Here is a 23,062-nt window from a genome sequence, read left to right on the forward strand (position 1 = left end):
CCCCCGGTGTGAGGGGTTGCGCACGGGGGCGGAAGCCGAATTCGTCCTACTTCCGAGTAAGATTCGGTTTTGTATGTGAGCCCCCAGCCACCGTGCCCACGCCGACCCCGCCGAGGAACACATGACGGTCAACACCCGACAGGTCGCCGAGCCCTCCGCCCCCCGGGACTACTACGGCCTTCCCGTCGTCGAAGCGGACGCCCTCCCCGACGAGCTGCGCTCGCTCGTCGCCCGCACCCACGACCTCATCGAAGCCGTCGCCAACACTACGGCCGACCGGGAGACCCTCGCCGAGGCCGCCGCCGCCGTCCAGAGCCTCACCGACACGCTCAACGCAGCCCGCCGCGAGCCCGCCACCATGGTCTTCCGAGGCCACCAGGACGGCGTCAGCGAGTACGGCACCATCACCAACATCGTCTCCGGGGACACCAACGCCGCCGCCCCGCCCCTCGTGCTGGAGCGCACCGAGGAGGGCGTGCGCGCCGAGGTCACGCTCGACAACCTCTACCAGGGCCCTCCCGGATGCGTCCACGGCGGGTGGATCGCAGCGCTGCTCGACCAGGCCGTCGGCAGCGCTTCCGCCTTCGCCACCAGCGTCGGCATGACCGCCCGCCTCGAAGTCGACTACCGCAGGCCCACCCCGCTGGCCATGCCGCTGGAGATCACCGCAGGGGTCGAGCGCGTCGAGGGACGCAAGGTCTACGTCAGGGGCGAGATCCGCGCCCACGGCGAGGTCACCGCCGAGGCCAGGGCGCTCATGATCCAGGTCACCCTCCCCAAGGACGACTCCTGACCCGAGCGCGCGGGGCACACGGTGGTGGGAGGAGCTGCGTTCCACCGCTCTGCGCCGAGGAGGTCGGGGAACAGGGGTGATCCGTCCGCTTCCGGCCCGCTGGGAACCGCCGGGTGTGGGACGCCGTCCCACACCCGGCGGTTCGGAAACCCCCACCCCGGGCCGCGTAGGGAGACCCCGTGCCCCGGTCGAGGGAACAGACGCCCCGCGTCCCGTACATGTCGCTGCCGCCCTCGATGCGCAGGCGGCGTCTGGAGGAGCACCACCGAAGGCGGGTATCGGAGGAGACCCGGTGGGCGCTGCTCTCGGTGCTCCTCCTCGTCACGGGACTGTCGGCCGCGGTGTTCGCCGGGGCCTGGGCGCTGGAGAACCGCGCACTCGACACCCGGTCCGATACCACCACCGCACAGGCCGTCTGGTTCATCGGTGAGAACCAGTACGTCTGGTACGAACGGGACGGGGTGTGGCGCGTGGATCCGGCTCTCAGCGACACCTCCTATCCCCACGGGACCGCCGTCACCGTCGAGGTGGTGCCCGGATCCGACCCCCTGGTCGCGATCGAGGGGGTCCGGCACCCGTCCGGGGAGGCCGCCGTCGCGGCGGTCTCCTGCCTCGTTCTCGGTACCGCCGTGTACCTCCTGGACTCGAAGGCGTCCACGGGCCGGTTCCGGCTCTTCCGGCGGCGTGGGCTGGTCCAGCTCGGGCGCGGCCTGCTCATGCCCATCCATTTCCATGCTGTGTGGGTGGCGCTTTCACCGAATTCCCGGTCAGGTGCCCCGGCGCCCTGCGGGTCTGGGACCCGGTTGTCCACAGGGGGCGGCGAGAGTCGTGGCACAGGCGTAGGCTCAGGAGTCATCACCCGTCACCGACCCTCCTGGGGGCACCCGAGCCATGGCTGACTCCTTCACCCATCTGCACGTCCACACCGAGTACTCGATGCTGGACGGCGCCGCGAAACTCAAGCCCCTGTACAAGGAGGCCGCGCGGTTGGGCATGCCGGCGGTGGCGATGACCGACCACGGCAACATGTTCGGGGCCTACGAGTTCTTCCAGCAGTCCAAGGGCACCGGGGTCAAGCCCATCATCGGTATCGAGGCCTACGTCGCACCGGAGTCGCGCTTCCACAAGAAGCGGGTCTTCTGGGGGCGGGCCAGCGGCCCCGAGGATGCTGCGGCTGAGGGCGGGAAGGACATCTCCGGCGGCGGACGCTACCTCCACATGACGATGCTGGCGGAGAACGAGACCGGGCTGCGCAACCTCTTCCGGATGTCCTCGCTGGCCTCCATGGAGGGCTACTACATGAAGCCCCGCATGGACCTGGACCTCATGTCCGAGCACAGCGAGGGCGTCATCGTCTCCACGGGCTGCCCCTCCGGCGGCGTACAGACCCGTCTGCGGCTGGGCCAGGAGAAGGAGGCGATCGACTACGCCGCCAAGCTCCAGGACATCTTCGGCAGGGAGAACGTCTTCCTGGAGCTGATGGACCACGGCGTGCCCATCGAGAAGGAGGTCCGCGACGGTCTGCTCAAGGTCGGCCGTGAGTTGAGCATTCCGCCGCTGGTCACCAACGACTCCCACTACGTCTACGAGAGCCAGTCCTCGGCGCACGACGCGCTCCTGGCCGTGGGCGTGGGCAAGAACCTGGACGATCCCACCCGCTTCCGGTTCAACGGCTCGGGCTACTACCTCAAGACCCCCGACGAGATGCGCGGCCTGCTCAACTTCGAGGAGTGGGCGCAGGGATGCAAGAACACCCTGCTCATCGCCGAGCGCATCGCGCCGGACGCCTACGACAACGTCTTCGCCCACCGCGACCTCATGCCCGCCTTCCCCATCCCGGACGGGGAGACCGAGTCCTCGTGGCTGGCCAAGGAGGTGGAGAAGGGGCTCGCCGACCGCTACCCCGGAGGTGCCACCGAGGACGCGCGCCGCCGTGTCGAGTACGAGCTCGGCATCATCAACGAGATGGGCTTCCCCGCCTACTTCCTCGTCGTGGCCGACATCTGCCAGCACGCCCGCAAGTCGGGGATCGCGTTGGGGCCCGGGCGTGGTTCGGCGGCGGGGTCGATGGTCGCCTACGTCCTGGGCATCACCGACCTGGACCCCCTGGAGCACGGTCTGCTGTTCGAGCGGTTCCTCAACCCCGAACGCGTCTCCATGCCCGACATCGACCTGGACTTCGACGAGCGTCGGCGCGCCGAGATGATCGACTACGTCACCGACCTGTACGGCGAGGAGCGCGTCGCGCAGATCCTCACCTTCGGCACCATCAAGGCCAAGGCCGCGGTCAAGGACTCCACCCGGATCCTCGGTATGCCCTACTCCACCGGGGATCAGATCACCAAGGCGTTCCCCGCGCCGGTCGGCGGCAACGAGATCCCCCTGGACGCGGTGTTCAACACCGAGCACGAGCGGTACGCCGAGGCGAGTGAGCTGCGGGGCCTGATCGACAACGACCCGCAGGTCGCCAAGGTCATGGAGACCGCCCGGGGTATCGAGGGTCTGACCCGGGGCACCGGCGTGCACGCGGCGGGCGTCATCCTCTCCCGCGACCCCCTGCTGGACGTCATCCCGGTGCACAAGCGCGACACCGACGGCGCCATCATCACGGGCTTCCCCTATCCGCAGTGCGAGGACATGGGCCTGCTCAAGATGGACTTCCTGGGGTTGCGCAACCTCACCATCATCGACGACGCGGTCAAGTCCATCAGGGACTCCGAAGGGGACGACCTGAACATGTCGGACGTCCCCCTGGACGACAAGAAGGCCTACGACCTTCTGTCCCGCGGAGACACGCTCGGCGTGTTCCAGTTGGACGGCGGCGCCATGCGCAACCTCCTGCGGCGGATGGAACCGAAGACCTTCGCCGACATCACGGCCGTCATCTCCCTCTACCGGCCCGGCCCCATGGCGGCCAACGCCCACAACGACTACGCCGACCGGTCGAACGGGCGCCAGGAGATCACCCCGATTCATCCCGACCTCAAGGACGCCCTGGACCCCATCCTGGGGGAGACGTACCACCTGATCGTCTACCAGGAGCAGATCATGGCCATCGCCCAGCAGCTGGCCGGGTACAGCCTGGGCGGTGCCGACCTGATGCGTCGGGCGATGGGCAAGAAGAAGAAGGAGGCGCTGGAGAAGGAGGAGGCCAAGTTCTTCCCCGGCGCCGCCGAGCGCGGGTTCTCCAAGGAGGCCACCCAGGCGCTGTGGGACGTCATGCTCCCCTTCGCCGGGTACGCCTTCAACAAGTCGCACGCCGCCGGATACGCCCTCGTCGCGTACTGGACCGCCTACCTCAAGGCCAACTACCCGGCCGCGTACATGGCCGCGCTGCTCACCTCGGTCAGCGACGACAAGGACAAGATGGCGGTCTACCTGGCCGAGTGCCGGGCGCAGGGCATCAAGGTGCTCCCTCCGGACGTCAACGACTCCGGTCTGCGCTTCACCCCGGTGGGCAAGGACATCCGCTTCGGTATGGGCGCGGTCCGCAACGTCGGCGCCAACGTCGTCAACTCCGTCATCAAGACCCGGGGCGAGAAGGGCCGCTACACCTCCTTCACCGACTTCCTGTCCAAGATCGAGCTGGCCGCCTGCAACAAGCGGGTGATCGAGTCGCTGGTCAAGGCGGGGGCCTTCGACTCCCTGGGGCAGCCGCGCCGGGAGCTGTACCGCCACCACGAGACGGCGGTCGACGGGATGATCAGCTCCAAGAAGCAGGAGGCACACGGCCAGTTCGACCTGTTCGGCGGCGGTGACGACGACGGCGACTCCACCCCGATCGGGCTGAACATCCAGTGGGGTGACGAGGAGTGGGACCGCAAGACCAAGCTGGCGTTCGAGCGGGAGATGCTGGGGCTGTACGTGTCCAGCCACCCCTTGGCCGGGGCCGAGCGGATCCTGGCCCGCTCGCGGGACACCTCCATCGCGCAGGTGGTCGCCGGTGAGCTGGCCCGGGAACGCGGCGAGGTGCGTGTCTCCGGTCTGATCTCCAAGGTGGACAAGCGGGTCAACAAGGCCGGAAACCAGTGGGCGATCGCCACGGTGGAGGACCTGGACGCGAGCATGGAGGTGCTGTTCTTCCCCAAGACGTACCCGCTGTACGTGGAGGCGCTGCTGGAGGACACGGCGGTCACCGTCAAGGGGCGGCTGAACGAGCGCGACGGTACGTGGTCGATGTTCGCCTCGGACATGTCGATCCTGGACATCTCCCACGTGACCGACGGTGAGCCCCCGGTGCTGCTGACCGTGGACGAGAAGCGGCTCACGTCCGATCTGGTGGGGGACCTGCGGCAGGTGCTGGACAGCCACAGGGGGGAGACGCCGGTGCGGATCCGGGTGGACAACCCGGTGCGGTCCAGGGTCTACGCCGTGGACCGGTACTCGGTGCGGATGTCGCCGGAGTTCAACGCGGAGATGAAGAGCCTGTTGGGCGCCTACGCCGTCGACTACTGACGGCCGCCCACCCGGCGAAGGCCCCGGACACCACGCCCCTGGTGTCCGGGGCCTTCGCCGTGTCCGGGATCTCTTGCATTGATAGACTTAAAGATATATCTTTGAGCTATCGCAATCAAGAGCGACTGTCTTAAACAAGAAGCAACAGTCTGTTCGCACCATGACCACACAGGGAGAGACACCATGAGTTCCATGGCACTGCCGGGCCCCTGGGCCTGGGACGAGCGCGGTGGCCGCGGACGAGGGTCCCGCGGGCCCAGCACCGAGGACACACCGCGCGGCGGCCGGGGGCGCCCGAGGCGCGGCGACCGCCTGCGGGCGGAGGAGGGTCCGCGCGGACGCCGACGCGGCGGACCCGGCCGGCCCCCCATGCTGCCCGTACCGCCGGGCGCACCCTGGGGGGAGGGCGGATTCGGCGGACCGTTCGCCGGGTTCGGTCCGCCCGGAGGTCGCCGCGGCGGGCGCCGGGGCGGCCCCCGCGCCCGCCGCGGCGACGTGCGCACCGGAATTCTGATGCTCCTCGCCGAGGAGCCCCGCAGCGGCTACGAGATCATCCGCGAGGGCCGTGAGCGCAGCGGCGGCCTGTGGCGCCCCAGCCCCGGATCGGTCTACCCGATGCTCCAGCAGTTGGAGGACGAGGGACTGGTCGCCCAAGCCGAGGGGGAGGGGCGCCGCCGCCCCTACCGGCTCACCGAGGAGGGCCTCGCCCACCTGGACGAACGCGGCGCCGACCTCACCCCGCCCTGGGAGGCGGGGGAGGACGCCTACGCCGACACCCGTTCGCGCTACGAGGAACTCGGCGCGGTCGCCCACCAGCTCAGCGCCGCCGCCGCCCAGGTCGTCCAGGCCGGCAGCGACGCGCAGGTGGAGCGGGCCAAGCGGCTCCTCAACGAGACCAGGAGGGGGCTGTACCGGATCCTCGCCGAGGACGACGGGACAGCCGAGTCCGACGACTCCTAGACCGTCGGACCGGCCTCAGTCGCCGGTGGTGCCGTCGGCGGGTTCGCGCAGCACGTCCAGGTGTCCGTTGTGGCGTGCGGTCTCCTCGATCGTGTGCACCAGCACCCACCGCAGCGTGGTGCCCCGCCCCGGAACGGGAGCCCGGGGCGGGCGTGTCGCGGGAGAGCCGGGCGGTGCTCTCCCGCGAGCGTTCGCACTGCGCCTCGTACTCCTCCAGCAGTCCGCGGAGGGAGGCTTCGGGACCCCCGCACCACGCCGGATCGGGGTCCTGGGGCGTACGGGGGTGGCGGTCGGGACGGCCAGTGAGCGCCGCCTCGAACCATGAGTGCTCCACCCACCGCAGGCGGGACACCAGGCCGCCGACCGTCATCACGGGCGAGGCGGGCACAGGTGCGGACCACACGTGTTCGTCCGCCAGGCCCGCGCACTCGAGGTGCACGGTCGCACGGTGCCAGTCGAGCCACGCGGTGAGCGTCGCCGACTCATCGGCCTCCGCAGGCGCGGCGACACGTGTGCGGGGGCTTCGTCGCCTCTTTGTTCCCGTCCGGGACCGGGGACCGCCTTTCCAGCCGGGTGCGACCATCCCGGCGGCCCCGTCCCGTCCGCCCGCTGGCCACCGGCCGGGTACGGCCTTCAGTCCCACGGGCGGACGTGCAGGTTCCAGACCGCTCACACCCGGGGCCTCCCTGCCCGGCAGGAGCCGCATCCCGTGGTCGTGGTCGCCGCCGTCGAGTGTTCTGCAAGGGACCGGTTCGTCGGTGAACAGCGCGTCCAGTCGGACGCCACCCCGGTGACGCCCGGCTGACCGCGCCCATCACCGACCTCTCTGCGCGCAGCGCGGACTTCCGACGGATCTGGGACACCGGAGAAGTGGTGTGGTGTGCCGCGGGCGGCAGGCGGATCCGCCATTCACAGGCGGGGACCCTCATGTCGGACTACGAGTCCCTGCAGGCTGCCGCTTCCCCGGGCGAGACGGGCTTGGTCCTGCATGTGTTCAGCGCCGGTGAGGGCACCGCGGACGCCGTGGCCCTCGCCCGGCTGGCCGAGAAGGTCGGGGCCGACACCTTGGAGGTGTGACGGGCCGGGGCCCTCCCGGTGGTGCGGTGTCGGCCCAGACGAGCGCTGGGCATACCGTGTCCGGCGGCCCCGGGTCCCGGAGCTCGGCGGCCGCACCGTCCGGGCGGGTATCCTCCGTTCCGGTCCGCGACACGACGCCGGGCCGACGAAGGAGGAGCATGGCCGAGCACACCCGAACGGACGCGGTGCGCCGCGCGTTGGCCGTGGGCGCCTGTGTCCTCGCGGCCCTGGCCCTGCTCGGCGCGCTCCTCGGACCGGTCTGGTGGCTGGCCGCCCCCGAACGGGCGGTGGGCACCGCCCTCGGCGAGGGCCGGGTCTTCACCGGTGTCACCGAGGACGTCTTCTCCGCAGAGGCCTACTACGCCCTCATGACCGGGGCGGCCGGCCTGCTGACGGGCCACACCGCCTACATGGCGCAGTTCTCCCTCGCGCGTGGACGCGCCCAGGACCTGCGCCTGGTGGTCCTACTCGCGGGTTTCGCGGGTTCGGTCGCCGCCGCCCTGCTCACCTGGCGGGTCGGGGTGGCGCTCGACGCGCCCCTGCACGAGGCGCTGGCCGGAGCACGGGCCGGGGAGACGGTCACGGTCGGGCTCCGGCTGGAGGCGACCGCCTTCCTCGTCGCCTGGCCGTTCCTGTTCGTCCTCCAGTACGCAATGCTGGAGCTGATCAGCCTCCTGCGCCGGGACCTGCCCGGGGCGACCGAGCGGATCCCGGCGCGGATCCCGTCCACGGTGTCCCTGCACTCCGCGGACGGGGGCACCGTGCCCGGGAGCGCCCCGGGCAGTGGAACCTAGACCGACTCCTCGTACATCTCCTCGAGCAGGTCCTCGTACTTCTTCTCGACCGCCCGCCGCCGCATCTTCAGGCTGGGCGTGATCTCGCCCTCCTCCACGGACAGGCTGTGCGGCAGGATCCGGAACTTCTTCACGGTCTCGTGTCGGGGCAGGTCGGCGTTGAGCCTGTCGACGGCCTCCTGCACCATCGCCTCGACCTTCGCCTCCTTGGTCAGCGCCGCGTAGTCGAGGGAGTCCAGGCCGTGGGCCCGTGCCCAGCCGGTGATGGTCTCCGGGTCCAGCGCCACCAGCGCCACACAGTAGGGACGACGGTCGCCGTGCACCACCAGGTGGCTGGCGTAGGGGCACAGGGACGCGAAGCGCGACTCGATGCCCTGCGGTGCCACGTACTTGCCGCTGGAGGTCTTGATCAGCTCTTTCTTGCGGTCGGTGATGCGCAGGTTCCCGTTCTCCAGGACACCGATGTCCCCGGTGGCGAACCAGCCGTCCTCGCCGAGCACGTCCTCGGTGGCGCCGGAGAGGTTGTGGTAGCCGCGCATCACATTTCCGCCGCGGAGCAGGATCTCGCCGTCCTCGGCGATCTTCACCTCGACCCCGGGCATCGGCTTGCCGACCGTGCCGAACCGTACCTCGCTGGGACGGTTGACGAAGGTGCCGGCGCTGGTCTCGGTGAGGCCGTACCCCTCCAGGATGGTGAGCCCGGCGCCGTAGAAGAAGCGCCCGAGCTCCGGGGCCAGCGGCGCGCTCCCGGAGACCATGAACTTCAGCCGACCGCCGAACAGCTCCCGGAGCCTGCTGAACACCAGCCGGTCGGCGACCGCCCGTTGGAGGGCCAGCAGCCCACGGGGCTCGCCGCCCTCCTCCTTGACCCGGGCCACGCGGTCGGCCACGCCGGCGGCCCACCGGAAGATCCGGTACTTGGCCGCGCCGCCCTGCTTGGCCTGCATGACGACGCCGTTGTAGACCTTCTCGAAGATGCGCGGGACGGCGGACATGAACGTGGGCCGGATGACGGCGAGGTTGCCGACGATCCGGTCGACCCTCCCGTCCACGGCGGTCTCGTAGCCGACCTGGATCTGGCCGACCAGCATGTACTTGCCGAAGACGTGGGAGAGAGGCAGCCACAGGTACTGCACGTCGTCGACGTCCATCATCTCGTAACCGCTCTCCCGCACCTCCTCGCTCAGACGCCCCACCGATTCGGCTTCGAACAGCCAGTTGGCGTGGTCCAGGCGCACGCCCTTGGGCCTGCCGGTGCTTCCGGAGGTGTAGATGAGCGTGGCGAGGTGGTCGGGTTCGATCGAGGCGATCAGTTCCTCGAACAGTTCGGGCCGCTCCTGGGCGATCTCGGCACCCCGGGCCTCCAGTTCGGCGAGGGTCATCACCCAGTCGCCGTCCCCCTCGCCGTCGAAGACCACGACCTTGGACACACCCGGGATCTTCGAGCGCTGCTCGGTGAGTTTGGCGACCTGCGCTTCGTTCTCGGCGAAGACGACCATGCTGCCCGAGTCGTCGGTGATGAAGGCCGCGTCGGAGGCGGTCGACTGGGGGTAGACGGTGGTGGACGCGCCACCGGCGCACAGGACGCCCAAGTCCGCCAGGATCCACTCGACGCGTGTGCTGGAGGCGATGGCGCACCGCGCCTGAGGGGTCACGCCCAGGACGTGCAGGCCGAGCGCGATGTCGCGGACCCGGTCGCGTGTCTGCGCCCAGGTCAGGGTCGCCCACTCCTCCGGGGCGCCGTCGGCCCCTGGCACCGGGTACCGGAAGGCCGCCCTGTCGCCGGACTCGCGGACGCGGGAGAGGAACATGGCGGGGACGGAGGAAACGGAGGCCAGAGTGTTAGACATGTCACAAAGTTAGCGTCACGTGAACACTCCGGCAATGGTGAAAAACGGAATAATTCGGACCCGTTGTCCATGTCCGAAACCGGTCAGCGCGCTCCGATGGGCGCGGTCACCGCACCGGTGAGCCGAACCAGGTCCCCGGGGCCGATCCGCATCTGCACACCGCGACGACCCGCCGAGACGTAGACCTCGTCCCACTCCGCGGCGGAGGCGTCGACCACCGTTCGCAGCCTCTTGCGCTGACCCAGGGGGCTGATACCGCCCCGCACGTACCCCGTGACCTTCTCCGCCCGCGCCGGATCGGCCATCACGGCCTTCTTGCCGCCGACCGTGGCGGCCAGCGCCTTCAGATCGAGGGAAGTACTCACCGGGACCACTCCCACGGTCAGCGTGCCGTCCACCTCGGCCACCAGCGTCTTGAAGACCTGTCCGTGCGGTACCCCGAGCGCGTCGGCGGCGTCGGTCCCGTAGGAGTGGCCGTCGGACCCGTCAGCCTCGTAGGTGTGCAGGGTGTAGGCGGCCTTGGCCCGCCCCGCGGCCACGGTCGCGGGTGTGCCCTTTCCACTCATGGGTCAACGCTCCTTCCACAGCGCGGCAAGGGGAGGGGCCGCTGGCCAACACGGTTCCCCCGACCGACCACCCTAAGGTCAGTTGAAGGAGACCCCGTTGTTGAGGAAGGGGCCGGCGGGCAGGTTCGGGAGTTCGGGGGCGTCGACGATCCGGTTCTCCCGGCGCAGGAACCCGGCGGTCAGCGCCAGGCGCGCCGCCGCGTCCTCCGCCTCCAGCAGCCGCTGCTTCTCCGCCTGGTCCAGTACCACCAGCGATGCCACGTCGTAGGACAGTGCGATCGGGTCCTTGGGCAGCTCCGCCGACGTACCGACGGCCATACCGATCGCCGAGAGCCGCTGGCAGTAGACCTCGTACAGGTCCCGGACCCGCTCCGCTCGCTCCTCGGCCCCCGGACCCAGCGGCTCGGGCAGGAACGACACCGACGCGGTCGCGTAGTCCTCGGGTGAGGACGCGTCGACCCCGGACAGGTCGGTCACGGTGAACCGCGCACCGCCCTCCACGACCAGGTCGTAGCGGCCGTCCTCGTAGGTGCGCACATCACGCACCAGCGCCGTACAGCCCGTCCCGCTCACCCGGGGCAGCAGGACACCGTCCTTTGCGGTACCCGGAGCACCAGTGTCCGCGCCGTCCGCGCCCTGGCCCGACTCGCTGGCCACCTCGTGGCCGAGCTCGATCCATACCACACCGAACCGGCGCAGACCCCCGCGGCGCTCCCCGCCGTTCGCGGGGGGCCCCAGGAGTTCGGAGATCAGGCGGCGGTATCTCCGCTCGAAGACGTGCAGGGGAACGCTCATGCCGGGGAACAGCACGGTGTTGAGCGGGAAGAGCGGTAGTGCGGCGGGCATGGTCCCAGTATGCCCGCCCGTCACCCACCCCCGCCCTCAACGGTGGGCCGGCGGCCGTGGTCTGGTTGGGCCCGTCACCCACCCCTGCCCTCAACGGTGGGCCGGCGGCCGTGGTCTGGTTGGGCCCGTCACCCACCCCTGCCCTCAACGGTGGGCCGGCGGCCGTGGTCTGGTTGGGCCCGTCACCCACCCCCGCCCTCGGCCGCCGGGTCAGGACACCGACGGTCCGGCCGTGGCCGGCGCGCCCTGGCTGCCGCTGCCCTCGCTCGGCATGTCCCTGGCGACGAAGGTCTCCACGTCGAAGAAGTTGCCGTTGGAGCGGTCCACCACGTTGAGCAGGGTCGACATCGTGGCGACCTCCTCGGTCTGCTCCTGGATGAACCACTGGAGGAACTGCTCGCCCGTGTAGTCGTCCTCGTCCCGGGCCACCTTGGCCAGGTGCAGGATCTGGTCGGTCACCTCGCGCTCCTGGCGCAGGGCCAGAGCCACGAGGTCGCGCGGAACGGAGAAATCGGTCTCGATCGCGTCCACCCCGGGAAGCGCGAAATCGATGTCCCTGTCGATGAGGAACCGCACGATCATCATCGCGTGGTCGCGCTCTTCGAGGGACTGCTCGTAGAAGACGCGTGCCAACTGCGGGAGATCCTGGTCGTCGAACCATGTGGCGAGCGCCACGTACTGGTGTGAAGCGGTGAACTCGTGTCTCACCTGGTCGACCAGGAGGCGGTGGAACTTGGAGAGAGTGCTGTCGCCGGTCTTGGTCTTGTTCGAAGTCATGGCGCCACCATAACGTATTAGAAGGAATTATGCGAAGTGCGGTAAATCTCCTTGAAAATGATTAGGCAAGCCTTTCTGAACCTTGCTGAGGTGAGGTATTCCAAACTTAGGTGACGCTATTTTAGGTTAGGTATCCCAAAGTTGCGGTGCGCTGATGTGTGCCTTTTCCGGAATCGCGTCCGACGGGCGTCCGCTGTGCCCCGGCCGCAGCCTCACGGGACGCTTCCCGCAGCGGATCACGGCGTGTTCTGTCCAACATCCGGACACGGCACCCGCCTCCGTGGGAAGCGCACCCTAGACTGGGCCCGTGATCAGTCGAATCGACCTCCGAGGTATCCAGGGCGACCCCCGCCGAGCCCTTCCGCGCGCTGAGCTGGACGTGGCGGCCGCCGTTGAACGCGTACGCCCCCTGTGCGAGGACGTACGCCATCGCGGAACCGAGGCGCTGATCGAACTCACCGAGCGCTTCGACGGCGTCCGACTCACCGAGGTCCGGGTCCCCCGCAAGGCCATCGACACCGCCCTGGACGAACTCGACCCCGCCGTGCGCGCCGCGCTGGAGGAGTCCATCCGCCGTGCCCGCCTCGTCCACCGCGAGCAGCGCCGCACCGACCACACCACCCAGGTCGTCCCGGGCGGCACCGTCACCGAGAAGTGGATCCCCGTCGGCCGCGTCGGGCTCTACGTCCCCGGGGGCCGCGCCGTCTACCCCTCCAGCGTCATCATGAACGTGGTCCCCGCCCAAGAGGCCGGGGTCGGCTCCCTCGCCGTCACCTCACCACCCCAGGCCGAGTTCGGCGGCCTGCCGCACCCCACCATCCTCGCCGCCTGCGCCCTGCTCGGCGTCGACGAGGTCTACGCCGTCGGCGGCGCCCAGGCCGTGGCCATGTTCGCCCACGGCACCGACGACTGCGAGCACGTCGACATGGTCACCGGCCCCGGCAACATCTGGGTGGCCGCCGCCAAACGCCTGCTCAAGGGTGTCATCGGCATCGACGCCGAGGCCGGCCCCACCGAGATCGCGATCCTGGCCGACTCCACCGCCGACCCCGACTACGTCGCCGCCGACCTCATCAGCCAGGCCGAGCACGACGTCGTCGCCGCTTCCGTCCTGGTCACCCCCGACGAAGCCCTCGCCGAGGCGGTCACCGAACGCCTCGCCGCGCGCGTGCCCGCCACCAAGCACACCGAGCGCGTCCGCGAGGCCCTCGCCGGACCCCAGTCCGGCATCGTCCTGGTCGACGATCTCGACCACGGCCTGGCCGTCGTCGACGCCTACGCGGCCGAGCACCTGGAGATCATGACCGCCGACGCCGCGTCCGTCGCCGACCGCGTACGCAACGCCGGGGCGATCTTCGTCGGGGACTTCTCCCCGGTCTCGCTCGGCGACTACGCCGCCGGCTCCAACCACGTCCTGCCCACCGGAGGCTGCGCCTGCCACAGCGGCGGCCTGAGCGTACAGACCTTCCTACGCGGCGTACACGTGGTCCACTACGACCGCGACGCCCTGGCCGGGGTCGCCCACCACGTCGTCACCCTGGCCGGAGCAGAGGACCTGCCCGCGCACGGCGAGGCCGTCACCGCGCGCACGGGAGAGGGCCCCGGCCCGGCCTGAACCGACGCGGCCACCCGGACACCACACACCACAAGAGCGTGAGACCGTGAGCTTCACACTGAACGACCTGCCCCTGCGCGACGACCTGCGCGGCCAGGCGCCCTACGGCGCGCCGCAACTGGACGTACCGGTCGTGCTCAACACCAACGAGAACCCCTACGCCCCCTCGCCGGAACTGGCCGAGGCCATGTCCGACGCCGTCGCCGGGACGGCCCTGGGGCTCAACCGCTACCCCGACCGCGACGCCGTCCGCCTGCGCGAGGGCCTGGCCGCCTACCTCGGCCACGGGCTGACCGGTGCGCAGGTCTGGGCCGCCAACGGCTCCAACGAGGTCCTGCAACAGATCCTTCAGGCCTTCGGCGGGCCCGGCCGCACCGCGATGGGCTTCGAACCCTCCTACTCGATGCACCCCGTCATCACCCGGGGCACCAACACCTCCTGGGTGTCCGTCCCGCGCGAAGCCGACTTCCGCGTCGGCGTCGACACCGCGCTGGCCGCGATCGCCGAGCACCGGCCCAGCGTCGTCTTCCTCACCTCGCCCAACAACCCCACCGGCACCGCCATCGACCTCGCCGACGTCCGGCGCATCGCCGACGCCGCACCCGGCGTCGTCGTGGTGGACGAGGCCTACGCCGAGTTTCGGCGGGCCGACACACCCAGTGCCCTCACCCTCCTGCCGGAGTACCCGCGCCTGATCGTCTCGCGGACCATGTCCAAGGCCTTCGCCCTGGCCGGGGCGCGTGTGGGCTACCTCGCCGCCCACCCCGCCGTGGTCGACGCCCTCCAACTGGTCCGCCTGCCCTACCACCTGTCCGCCGTCACCCAGGCTGTCGCCTCCACCGCGCTGGAGTACGCCGGGGAGCTCCTCGCCGCCGTCGACGACCTGCGCGCCGAACGCGACGGCCTGGTCGCCTGGCTCCGAGACCACGGCTTCTCCGTGGCCGAGTCCGACGCCAACTTCATCATGTTCGGCGAGTTCGAGGACCGTACCCGTGTATGGGAGGCGATGCTCGAACGCCAGGTGCTCATCCGCGAGGTCGGCCCGCCCGGATGGCTGCGCGTCACCGTCGGCACCCCCGCAGAGACGGCCGCCTTCCGCGAGGCCCTCCTCACCGCCACCGGACGCTGACCCGGCGCCGGACCCGACCCGCCCCACACCGAGGGAGTAGAGACACCATGAGCCGCACCGGCCGCGTGGAACGCGCCACCAAGGAAACCAAGGTCCTGGTCGAGATCGACCTCGACGGCACCGGCGTCGCCGACGTCTCCACCGGCGTCGGCTTCTACGACCACATGCTCGACCAGCTCGCCAAGCACGGCCTGTTCGACCTCACCGTGCGTACCGAGGGCGACCTGCACATCGACTCCCACCACACCATGGAGGACACCGCCCTGGCCCTGGGCGCCGCCTTCCGGGAGGCCCTCGGCGACAAGAGCGGCATCCGCCGCTTCGCCGACGCCAAGGTGCCCCTGGACGAGGCCCTGGCCGAGGTGACCGTCGACGTCTCCGGCCGCCCCTACCTGGTGCACAGCGAACCCCAGGGCATGGCCCCGGTCATCGGACGCGACTACGACACCACCATGACCCGCCACATCCTCGAATCCTTCGTCGCCCAGGCGCGCGTGGCCCTGCACGTCCACGTGCCCTACGGACGCAACGCCCACCACGTCGTCGAGTGCCAGTTCAAGGCCCTGGCGCGGGCGCTGCGCTTCGCCGCGGAGCGGGACTCGCGCGTCAGCGGCGTCCCCTCCACCAAGGGCGCACTGTAGATGGACGCCGACCTCTGGGGGCTGTTCCTCATCGTGCTGGCCGGGTTCCTGACCGGAGGGGCGTACTCACTGTGGAGGGCCGGCCGGGTGCTCGCCGTCGCGCTGGCCGCGTGCGCGGTCCTGGCCGTGGCCTCCGGCGTGCTCCGGCTCGGCTACCTCGAGGACTAGGAAAGGAAGGAACATGCCCTCACGTGTGGTCGTCTTCGACTACGGATCGGGCAACCTGCGCTCGGCACAGCGCGCGATGGAGCGCACCGGCGCCGATGTGACCGTCACCTCCGACCCCCGGGCCGCGCTGGAAGCCGACGGCCTCGTCGTCCCCGGTGTGGGCGCCTTCAGCGCCTGCATGTCCAGCCTGCTGGCCGCGGGCGGGGACCGTGTCATCGGCAGGCGCCTGGCCGGCGGCCGCCCCGTCCTGGGCATCTGCGTCGGCCTCCAGGTCCTCTTCGAACAGGGCGTGGAGCAGGCCGACACCAGCGCCGAGGACGTGGCGACCCAGGGCTGCGGAGAATGGCCCGGAACCGTGGAGCGCCTGCGGGCCCCCGTTCTCCCGCACATGGGCTGGAACACCGTCCGACCCCCCGAGGACTCGAGGCTCTTCGCCGGGATCGGCGCAGGTGAGCGGTTCTACTTCGTGCACTCCTACGCCGTGCGCACCTGGGAGTTCGAGGTCGGCGACCAGCGCATCGCCCCGCCCCGGGTGACTTGGGCCGAGCACGGAGAGCCGTTCGTCGCCGCCGTCGAGAACGGCCCCCTGTGCGCCACCCAGTTCCACCCCGAGAAGTCCGGGGACGCGGGCGCACGCCTCCTGGCCAACTGGGCCGCCACCCTGTAGACACGCGCACCCACACCACCGAACACGAAAAGGCACATATGACCGGCACCACGTCGACACCCGCACTCGAACTCCTGCCCGCCGTGGACGTGGCGGGCGGCCAGGCCGTTCAGCTCGTCCAGGGCAGGGCCGGCTCCGGCGGCCAGTACGGGGACCCCTACGAGGCGGCCATGAACTGGCAGCGGGCCGGCGCCGAGTGGATCCACCTCGTGGACCTGGATGCCGCGTTCGGGCGGGGCCACAACCGCGACCTGCTGCGCGACATCGTCGGCCGCCTCGACATCAGGGTCGAGATGTCCGGCGGCATCCGCGACGACGAGTCCCTGGCCGCCGCACTGGCCACCGGGTGCACCCGCGTCAACATCGGAACCGCCGCCCTGGAGAACCCCGAGTGGTGCGCCAAGATCATCGCCGAACACGGGGACAGGGTCGCCATCGGCCTCGACGTGCGCGGCACCACCCTCGCCGCCCGGGGCTGGACCCGCGACGGCGGCGACCTGTTCGCCACCCTCGACCGCCTGGAGTCGGAGGGCTGCGCCCGCTACGTCGTCACCGACGTCAACAAGGACGGCACCCTCAAGGGCCCCAACCTGGACCTGCTGCGCACCGTGTGCGAGCGCACCGACAAGCCCGTCGTGGCCAGCGGCGGTGTCTCCAGCCTCGACGACCTGAGGGCCATCGCCACCCTCGTCCCCGAGGGTGTGGAGGGCGCCATCATGGGCACCGCCCTGTACGAGGGCGCCTTCACCCTGGAGGACGCCCTGGCCCTGGTCCGGGGGGAGGCCCGGTGAGCCTCGCGGTCCGTGTCATTCCCTGCCTGGACGTCGACGCCGGACGGGTGGTCAAGGGCGTCAACTTCGAGAACCTGCGCGACGCCGGCGATCCCGTCGAGCTGGCGGCCTCCTACGACGCCGGGGGCGCCGACGAACTCACCTTCCTCGACGTCACCGCCTCCAGCGGCAACCGCGAGACCACCTACGACGTGGTGCGCCGCACCGCCGACCAGGTGTTCATCCCGCTGACCGTCGGGGGAGGGGTGCGTACCACCGACGACGTCGACCGACTCCTGCGCGCCGGCGCTGACAAGGTCGGGGTCAACACCGCCGCCATCGCCCGCCCCGAACTCATCGGGGAGATCGCCGGGCGCTTCGGTCGCCAGGTCCTGGTGCTCTCCGCCGACGTGCGTCGGGTGCGCGAGGACGGAGAGCCCACCCCCAGCGGGTTCGAGGTGACCACCCACGGCGGGCGCACCGGCACCGGAATCGACGCCCTGGAATGGTGCGAGCGCGCCGCCGACCTGGGCGCGGGCGAGATCCTGCTCAACTCCATGGACGCCGACGGCACCAAGGAGGGCTTCGACCTGGAACTCATCCGGTCCGTACGCGCCCGTGTCCGCGTCCCGCTCATCGCCTCCGGCGGTGCCGGGCGGGTGGAGCACTTCGCCCCGGCGGTCGAGGCGGGCGCCGACGCGGTCCTGGCGGCGACCGTCTTCCACTTCGGCGAGTTCACCATCGCCGACGTCAAGAAGAGCCTGAGCGAGGCCGGATACGCCGTGCGGTGACCGCTTCCGGCCCGTCCCCGGCAGGGCCGGAACGGAGGCGTGGTTCCCGGGTGAGCGGAAAGGGCCGCCATGACCGGGCACAGGGATGCCGCCCTCTCCGTGACCACCGACGAGGACGGTGCAGGGTGCGCCAGTGCGGAGGCCGCCGACGGCGGTGTGGCCTACGGGGAAGGCGACACCGCCGTGGAGGCCCTCACCGACCTCCGATCCGGGCCGGTCGCGCTCTCCGAGTCGATCGGAGCACTGGAGGCCGCGAACACCGCGTAGATGCCGTGGTTTTCTCCGGGTTCGTCCACTATCGGCGGGGATACATTTCCCTTCCCAGCGGGTCACGGTGTGAACGACAGGGCCGCCCCACCCATCCCACAGGTTGACCGAGCAACACTCCTCGGGAAAGAAAGGCCCCCATGTCCACCCGAACACGCACCCGCCTCCCCGGGCGCCTGGCCGCACTGGTCACCGCCGCACTCCTGGCCCTGGCCGCCACCATGGTCGGCCTGTCCTCGGCCTCGGCCGCGCCGCAGCCAGCCGCGCCCGTCCCCGCCTCCGGTGGCGAGGCCTGGCCCGAGTACGGCGACGGGGACGCCGACGTCGACGTCGCGGCCGCCAAGCTGCTGCTCATCCAGATCGGGTTCGACCCGCACATGGACTACGACCGCCCGATCTACTTCGACGGCCACATGAGCCACTCCGTCCGCGCCTACCAGGAGTACGCGGGCATCCCCGAGACCTCCCGCCTGGACGCCGACACCTGGGAGGCCCTCAGCGACGACACCTTCGGCCTGTACCGGCGCGGCTCCAGGGGCGAGGCCGTCGAGGCCATCCAGCGCCTGCTCAACGCCAAGTACGCCCTCCACCTGTTCACCGACGGCATCTACGGGCCCAACACCGAGGCCGCGGTCCGCTCCGCCCAGGGCGACCTGGGTATCGGTGTCGACGGCATCGCCGGACCGGTCACCTTCCGCGCGCTCATCACCTACCAGGACTACGACCGCTAGACCCGGGCCCGCGCCGCCACACTCAAGAGGACGGCGACACCGCCCGTCTCCCTCCACCGCCCTCAAAGGTGGGCCCCCGGTCCCGGGCCCGCCCGCCCGTCTCCCTCCACCGCCCTCAAAGGCGGGCCCCCGGCCCCGCTCGGCGATGCCGCAGCCGCGTCCCGGCTGTCCGGCGGGCCACCGTGCGGTCAATCCCTCCGCGCCCGGACGGAATAGCCCCGCCACGTCCAGCGCTGAACATCTTCGGTGCCCGTCTCGGCACCCGAGAAACCACACGCGCCCCGGACACTCTCGCCGTGCCCGGCAACGCCCTGGGGCGCGCACCGTCGGACCCCGGGTCCGGCCGACAACACGAACGGGGGGCGTATGGCGCAGGGAACCACCACCGGCGAACGGGACACGGAGGAGGACACCCCGGACACCCCGGTACGGGAAGCCGCCGCACCCCGCAGCCCCACCCGCGTCTTCTCGCGCGGCGTCGGCGTCATGTGGACCGCCATCCGCACTGAACCCCGGGTGTTCCTCATCGCCTTCACCGGCGCCGTACTCCACGCCGCGGTCACCGTCGGCGCCGCCTCCGTCCTCGGACACCTCACCGAGACCACCATCCTCCCCGCCATCGACAGCGGCTCCACCACCACCGCGGCACTCCTCGGCGCGGCCGCCCTCCTCATGGCCGTCGGCTTCGGCAAAGCGGTCGGGCTCGCCCTGCGCCGCCTCTTCGCCGGACTCATGCAGTTCCGCATGCAGGCCCGCTACCGCCGCGCCGTCGCCCGCAAATACCTCGAACTGCCCCTGGCCTGGCACCACCGCCACCCGACGGGCCGCCTGCTCTCCAACGCCAACGCCGACGTCGAAGCCTCCTGGCTGCCCCTGGCACCCCTGCCCATGGCGGTCGGAGCGGTGTTCATGCTCCTCATCGCCGCCGTCGCCATGATCGTCACCGACCCGGTCCTGGCCCTGGTCGCCTTCGTCGTCTTCCCCGTCCTGATCGCCGCCAACGCCGTCTTCCAACGCAAGGTCTCTCCGATGGCCGCCCGCGCCCAGGCCCTGCGCGCCGAGGTCAGCGGCGTCGCCCACGAGTCCTTCGACGGCGCGCTCGTGGTCAAGACCCTCGGCCGAGAGGACACCGAGACCGAGCGATTCGCCGCGTCCGCCCACCGCCTGCGCGACGCCCTCATCCGCGTCGGCCGCATGCGCGCCGTGTTCGACCCGGTCATGGAGTCCCTGCCCAACTTCGGCGTGCTCGCCGTCCTCCTCCTGGGCATGTGGCGCCTGTCCACCGGCGCGATCGATCCCGGCGAGCTCGTCCAGACCGCCTACCTGTTCACCCTCATGGCCCAGCCCATCCGCGCCTTCGGCTTCCTCCTCGGCGACCTGCCGCGCAGCGTCGTGGGATGGGAACGCGTCCAGTCGGTTCTGCGCTCGGAAGGGTCCATGGACCACGGCCGCCGTACCCTCGAACCGGCCCCCACCGGCCTCGCCCTCGCCACTCGCGGCCTCACCTTCTCCTACGCCGACTCCCACGACGCGCACGGCACCGGAAACGACCTCATGGACGGCGACCGCACCGGCCCCCGCACGACCGTCCTCGACGGTGTGGACCTGGACATCGCCCCCGGCCGCACCGTCGCCCTGGTCGGCCCCACCGGCTCGGGCAAGTCCACCCTGACCACCCTCCTCACCCGCCTGGTCGATCCCGACAGCGGCACCGTCACCCTCGACGGCGTCGATGCCCGCGACCTTGCCCGCGGCCAGATCCCCAGCCACGCCGCACTCGTCCCGCAGAGCACCTTCATCTTCGAGGACACCGTCCGCGACAACATCGCCCTCGGCTCGGCCGACATCGACGACGCGCAGGTCTGGGCCGCACTGGAGCTGGCCCGCGCCGACGGGTTCGTCAAGGAGCTCGACGGCGGGCTCGACGCCCGGCTGGGCGAGAGGGGCACCACTCTCTCCGGAGGTCAGCGCCAGCGCCTGGCCCTGGCCCGCGCCGTGGTGCGCCGTCCCCGCCTGCTCGTCCTCGACGACGCCACCTCGGCCGTCGACCCCCAGATCGAGGCGCAGATCCTCGCCGGGCTGCGCTCCCGCGACAACGCCGCCACCGTCGTCGTGGTCGCCTACCGCCGCGCCACCATCGAACTCGCCGACGAGGTGGTCTACATGGAACGCGGCCGGGTCCTGGCCCGCGGCACCCACAAGGAACTGCTGGACACCTCGCCCGGATACACCAGGCTCGTCACCGCCTACGAGCGCGCCTCGGACGAGAACACCGCCGCGCGCGCTGCCCGCACCACCGAGGAGGCCGCCCGATGAGCGCACCCGCCCGCACCGCTCCACGGCACGAGCTGCCCGTCGGATCCGAACCCGCCGCACCGGCCGCCGCGCCCGGCCTCAGCCGCTCCCGCGAGTCGGCGATCGATACCCTGCGCAGCGGGCTCCGTCTCTCCCCCGAGTTCGCCCGGGGCCTGTGGCTGACCCTGGTCTTCGCCGTCGCCGCCACCGCCGGCAAGATCGTCGTGCCCGTCGCCGTTCAGCAGATCATCGACAACGGACTCACCGGCACGGGCGGCCCCGACCTGGAGTTCGTCACCCGCATGGTGGCCCTGTGCGCCGCCCTGCTCGTGGTCACCATGGTCTGCTCCTACCTGATGAACCTGCGGCTGTACCGGGCCACCGAGTCCGGTCTGGCCACCCTGCGCCGCAAGGCCTTCCGCCACGTGCACGACCTGTCCGTGCTCACCCAGAACAGCGAACGCAAGGGCGCCCTGGTCTCCCGCGTCACCAGCGACGTCGACCAGATCAGCACCTTCATGCAGTGGGGCGGCCTGCTCATCATCGTCAGCAGCGGCCAACTGCTCGTGGCCACCGTGCTCATGGCGGTCTACTCCTGGCAGCTCACCCTCGTGGTGTGGATCTGCTTCCTGCCGCTGCTGTTCGGTGTCCGCTGGCTCCAGAGGCTGCTCTCCCGCGCCTACCTCACCGTCCGCGAGCGCACCGGCGACATGCTCGCCGTCTTCGGCGAGGCCGTCATGGGCGCCGCCGTCATCCGCGCGCACGGCACCGAGGGGCGCACCGCCGGGCGCATCGACACCACCGTCCTGGCCACCCGCAGTGCCCAGGTCAGGGCACAGCGCCTGTCCATGGCCGTGTCCCCGTTCGCCGAGATCGTCGCCGCACTCGGCAACACCGCCGTCGTCCTCGTCGGTGTGTGGCTGGGCATCGGCGGCGACATCACCGCCGGACAACTCGTCGCCTTCCTCTTCCTGCTGACCCTGTTCGTCCAGCCGATGATGATGGCCACCGAGATCTTCAACGAGGCGCAGAACGCCATCGCCGGATGGCGCCGCGTCCTGGGCGTCCTCGACACCGTCCCCGACATCGCCGACCCCGGCGAGGACGGCCGTGTCCTGCCGCGCGGCCCCGTCGGCGTCCGTTTCGACGGCGTCACCTACGCCTACCCGGAAGGCCCCGTGGTCCTGGACGGGATCGACGTCGAGATCACCCCGGGCACCCGCCTGGCCGTGGTCGGGGAGACCGGATCGGGCAAGACCACCTTCGTCAAACTCCTCACTCGTCTCATGGACCCCGCCGAGGGGCGGGTTCTCCTCGACGGTGCCGACCTGCGTGAGGTGGCCTTCTCCTCCCTGCGCAGCCGCGTGGTCATGGTGCCGCAGGAGGGCTTCCTGTTCGACAGCTCCCTGGGCGACAACATCCGCTTCGCCCGTCCGGGAAGCACCGACACCGAACTGGAGGCCGCCGTCGCCGACCTCGGCCTGGCCGACTGGCTCGCCGGCCTCGCCCATGGCCTGGACACACCCGTGGGCCAGCGCGGGGAGTCCCTCTCCGCGGGGGAGCGCCAGCTCGTGGCGCTTCTCCGCGCCTACGTCGCCGACCCCGACCTGCTGGTGCTCGATGAGGCCACCTCGGCCGTGGACCCGCACACCGAGGTGCGCATCCAGCGCGCCCTGGACCAGCTCACCCGCGGACGCACCTCCGTGGCCATCGCCCACCGGCTGTCCACCGCGGAGGCCGCCGACCGGGTCCTGGTCTTCGACCAGGGCCGCATCGTCCAGAGCGGTGCCCACGACGAACTCGTGTCCCGCCCCGGCGTCTACTCCGACCTGTACGCCTCTTGGGTGAGCTCCTCGGCCTGAACCGGGCC

General features: G+C 70.8%; 21 protein-coding genes and 1 pseudogene. 17 read left to right on the forward strand and 5 right to left on the reverse strand.

What is annotated here, in order from left to right; genetic code table 11:
• The first annotated feature begins 121 nt into the window (after positions 1-121).
• The 4 genes from B042_RS0107505 (at position 122) to B042_RS0107520 (ending at position 6,208) form a co-directional block, all read left to right on the forward strand.
• Positions 122-793 carry a PaaI family thioesterase gene (locus tag B042_RS0107505; protein WP_028647776.1) on the forward strand — a complete coding sequence of 224 codons (672 nt, stop codon included), beginning with the start codon at positions 122-124 and terminating at the stop codon, positions 791-793.
• Between the two features lie 179 nt (positions 794-972).
• Positions 973-1,692: a hypothetical protein gene (locus tag B042_RS0107510; protein ID WP_155988928.1), complete on the forward strand. Its 720-nt coding sequence runs from the start codon at positions 973-975 to the stop codon at positions 1,690-1,692.
• Positions 1,685-5,248, forward strand: coding sequence for a DNA polymerase III subunit alpha (gene dnaE / locus B042_RS0107515; protein WP_028647778.1), 3,564 nt, complete (start codon positions 1,685-1,687; stop codon positions 5,246-5,248). Before B042_RS0107510 ends, dnaE begins: the two co-directional genes overlap by 8 nt.
• A 183-nt stretch (positions 5,249-5,431) precedes the next feature.
• Complete coding sequence (locus tag B042_RS0107520) at positions 5,432-6,208, forward strand: PadR family transcriptional regulator (protein ID WP_028647779.1); 777 nt, start codon at positions 5,432-5,434, stop codon at positions 6,206-6,208.
• 15 nt (positions 6,209-6,223) lie between these two features.
• On the opposite strand, the pseudogene B042_RS27020 reads toward B042_RS0107520, so the two are convergent.
• A pseudogene (locus B042_RS27020) lies at positions 6,224-6,914 on the reverse strand (DinB family protein).
• 107 nt (positions 6,915-7,021) lie between these two features.
• Between B042_RS27020 and B042_RS26010 the strand changes: the two are divergent.
• Both B042_RS26010 and B042_RS22280 read left to right on the forward strand, forming a co-directional pair.
• A complete protein-coding gene (locus B042_RS26010; RefSeq protein ID WP_231493872.1) occupies positions 7,022-7,285 on the forward strand; it encodes a hypothetical protein in 264 nt (87 codons plus the stop codon).
• A gap of 158 nt (positions 7,286-7,443) precedes the next feature.
• The gene (locus B042_RS22280) at positions 7,444-8,079 is read left to right on the forward strand and encodes a hypothetical protein (protein WP_081748647.1); all 636 of its coding nucleotides are present in this window, start codon (positions 7,444-7,446) and stop codon (positions 8,077-8,079) included.
• Here the strand turns inward: B042_RS22280 and B042_RS0107545 are convergent.
• From B042_RS0107545 to B042_RS0107560, 4 genes are all read right to left on the reverse strand, one after another.
• The gene (locus B042_RS0107545; RefSeq protein WP_028647780.1) at positions 8,076-9,929 is read right to left on the reverse strand and encodes a long-chain fatty acid--CoA ligase; all 1,854 of its coding nucleotides are present in this window, start codon (positions 9,927-9,929) and stop codon (positions 8,076-8,078) included. The two genes, B042_RS22280 and B042_RS0107545, sit on opposite strands and share 4 nt — an antisense overlap.
• An 83-nt stretch (positions 9,930-10,012) precedes the next feature.
• Positions 10,013-10,495: a Cys-tRNA(Pro) deacylase gene (gene ybaK / locus B042_RS0107550; RefSeq protein WP_028647781.1), complete on the reverse strand. Its 483-nt coding sequence runs from the start codon at positions 10,493-10,495 to the stop codon at positions 10,013-10,015.
• A gap of 78 nt (positions 10,496-10,573) precedes the next feature.
• A complete protein-coding gene (locus B042_RS0107555) occupies positions 10,574-11,341 on the reverse strand; it encodes an LON peptidase substrate-binding domain-containing protein (protein ID WP_028647782.1) in 768 nt (255 codons plus the stop codon).
• Between the two features lie 210 nt (positions 11,342-11,551).
• Positions 11,552-12,118, reverse strand: coding sequence for a ferritin (locus tag B042_RS0107560; RefSeq protein WP_028647783.1), 567 nt, complete (start codon positions 12,116-12,118; stop codon positions 11,552-11,554).
• 307 nt (positions 12,119-12,425) lie between these two features.
• On the opposite strand from B042_RS0107560, the gene hisD reads away from it, so the two are divergent.
• The 11 genes from hisD (at position 12,426) to B042_RS0107615 (ending at position 23,054) form a co-directional block, all read left to right on the forward strand.
• Positions 12,426-13,733 (forward strand): histidinol dehydrogenase, encoded by a 1,308-nt coding sequence (hisD, locus tag B042_RS0107565; protein WP_081748648.1) that lies wholly within the window; start codon positions 12,426-12,428, stop codon positions 13,731-13,733.
• Positions 13,734-13,779: 46 nt separating this feature from the next.
• Entirely contained in the window at positions 13,780-14,862 is a 1,083-nt protein-coding gene (locus B042_RS0107570; protein ID WP_028647785.1) for a histidinol-phosphate transaminase, read from the forward strand.
• Positions 14,863-14,909: 47 nt separating this feature from the next.
• Positions 14,910-15,503, forward strand: a complete 594-nt coding sequence (gene hisB / locus B042_RS0107575; protein ID WP_028647786.1) for an imidazoleglycerol-phosphate dehydratase HisB — start codon at positions 14,910-14,912, stop codon at positions 15,501-15,503.
• Complete coding sequence (locus B042_RS26015) at positions 15,504-15,671, forward strand: hypothetical protein (RefSeq protein ID WP_028647787.1); 168 nt, start codon at positions 15,504-15,506, stop codon at positions 15,669-15,671. It abuts the gene before it with no gap.
• Positions 15,672-15,684: 13 nt separating this feature from the next.
• The gene (hisH, locus tag B042_RS0107585) at positions 15,685-16,338 is read left to right on the forward strand and encodes an imidazole glycerol phosphate synthase subunit HisH (protein WP_036554251.1); all 654 of its coding nucleotides are present in this window, start codon (positions 15,685-15,687) and stop codon (positions 16,336-16,338) included.
• A 38-nt stretch (positions 16,339-16,376) separates the two neighbouring features.
• Positions 16,377-17,129, forward strand: a complete 753-nt coding sequence (gene priA / locus B042_RS0107590) for a bifunctional 1-(5-phosphoribosyl)-5-((5-phosphoribosylamino)methylideneamino)imidazole-4-carboxamide isomerase/phosphoribosylanthranilate isomerase PriA (protein ID WP_028647789.1) — start codon at positions 16,377-16,379, stop codon at positions 17,127-17,129.
• Positions 17,126-17,899, forward strand: a complete 774-nt coding sequence (gene hisF, locus B042_RS0107595) for an imidazole glycerol phosphate synthase subunit HisF (RefSeq protein WP_028647790.1) — start codon at positions 17,126-17,128, stop codon at positions 17,897-17,899. Before priA ends, hisF begins: the two co-directional genes overlap by 4 nt.
• Positions 17,900-17,968: 69 nt before the next feature.
• On the forward strand, positions 17,969-18,166 hold the full coding sequence (locus tag B042_RS22285) for a hypothetical protein (protein ID WP_036554252.1): 198 nt from the start codon (positions 17,969-17,971) through the stop codon (positions 18,164-18,166).
• A gap of 140 nt (positions 18,167-18,306) precedes the next feature.
• Positions 18,307-18,897 carry a peptidoglycan-binding protein gene (locus tag B042_RS0107605; protein ID WP_028647791.1) on the forward strand — a complete coding sequence of 197 codons (591 nt, stop codon included), beginning with the start codon at positions 18,307-18,309 and terminating at the stop codon, positions 18,895-18,897.
• A 366-nt stretch (positions 18,898-19,263) separates the two neighbouring features.
• Entirely contained in the window at positions 19,264-21,213 is a 1,950-nt protein-coding gene (locus B042_RS22290) for an ABC transporter ATP-binding protein (protein WP_051415530.1), read from the forward strand.
• A complete protein-coding gene (locus B042_RS0107615; RefSeq protein ID WP_028647792.1) occupies positions 21,210-23,054 on the forward strand; it encodes an ABC transporter ATP-binding protein in 1,845 nt (614 codons plus the stop codon). Before B042_RS22290 ends, B042_RS0107615 begins: the two co-directional genes overlap by 4 nt.
• Positions 23,055-23,062: the final 8 nt, after the last annotated feature.

Source organism: Nocardiopsis sp. CNT312 (assembly GCF_000515115.1).
GTDB lineage: Bacteria > Actinomycetota > Actinomycetes > Streptosporangiales > Streptosporangiaceae > Nocardiopsis.

Bases quoted from the DNA above. Each gene is read 5' to 3' on its own strand.
- B042_RS0107505 (WP_028647776.1), top strand. From the start codon at position 122: ATGACGGTCAACACCCGACAGGTCGCCGAGCCCTCCGCCCCCCGGGAC.
- dnaE (WP_028647778.1), top strand. From the start codon at position 1,685: ATGGCTGACTCCTTCACCCATCTGCACGTCCACACCGAGTACTCGATG.
- B042_RS0107520 (WP_028647779.1), top strand. From the start codon at position 5,432: ATGAGTTCCATGGCACTGCCGGGCCCCTGGGCCTGGGACGAGCGCGGT.
- B042_RS22280 (WP_081748647.1), top strand. From the start codon at position 7,444: ATGGCCGAGCACACCCGAACGGACGCGGTGCGCCGCGCGTTGGCCGTG.
- B042_RS0107545 (WP_028647780.1), bottom strand. From the start codon at position 9,929: ATGTCTAACACTCTGGCCTCCGTTTCCTCCGTCCCCGCCATGTTCCTC.
- ybaK (WP_028647781.1), bottom strand. From the start codon at position 10,495: ATGAGTGGAAAGGGCACACCCGCGACCGTGGCCGCGGGGCGGGCCAAG.
- B042_RS0107555 (WP_028647782.1), bottom strand. From the start codon at position 11,341: ATGCCCGCCGCACTACCGCTCTTCCCGCTCAACACCGTGCTGTTCCCC.
- B042_RS0107560 (WP_028647783.1), bottom strand. From the start codon at position 12,118: ATGACTTCGAACAAGACCAAGACCGGCGACAGCACTCTCTCCAAGTTC.
- hisB (WP_028647786.1), top strand. From the start codon at position 14,910: ATGAGCCGCACCGGCCGCGTGGAACGCGCCACCAAGGAAACCAAGGTC.
- B042_RS26015 (WP_028647787.1), top strand. From the start codon at position 15,504: ATGGACGCCGACCTCTGGGGGCTGTTCCTCATCGTGCTGGCCGGGTTC.
- hisH (WP_036554251.1), top strand. From the start codon at position 15,685: ATGCCCTCACGTGTGGTCGTCTTCGACTACGGATCGGGCAACCTGCGC.
- priA (WP_028647789.1), top strand. From the start codon at position 16,377: ATGACCGGCACCACGTCGACACCCGCACTCGAACTCCTGCCCGCCGTG.
- B042_RS22285 (WP_036554252.1), top strand. From the start codon at position 17,969: ATGACCGGGCACAGGGATGCCGCCCTCTCCGTGACCACCGACGAGGAC.
- B042_RS0107605 (WP_028647791.1), top strand. From the start codon at position 18,307: ATGTCCACCCGAACACGCACCCGCCTCCCCGGGCGCCTGGCCGCACTG.
- B042_RS22290 (WP_051415530.1), top strand. From the start codon at position 19,264: ATGGCGCAGGGAACCACCACCGGCGAACGGGACACGGAGGAGGACACC.
- B042_RS0107615 (WP_028647792.1), top strand. From the start codon at position 21,210: ATGAGCGCACCCGCCCGCACCGCTCCACGGCACGAGCTGCCCGTCGGA.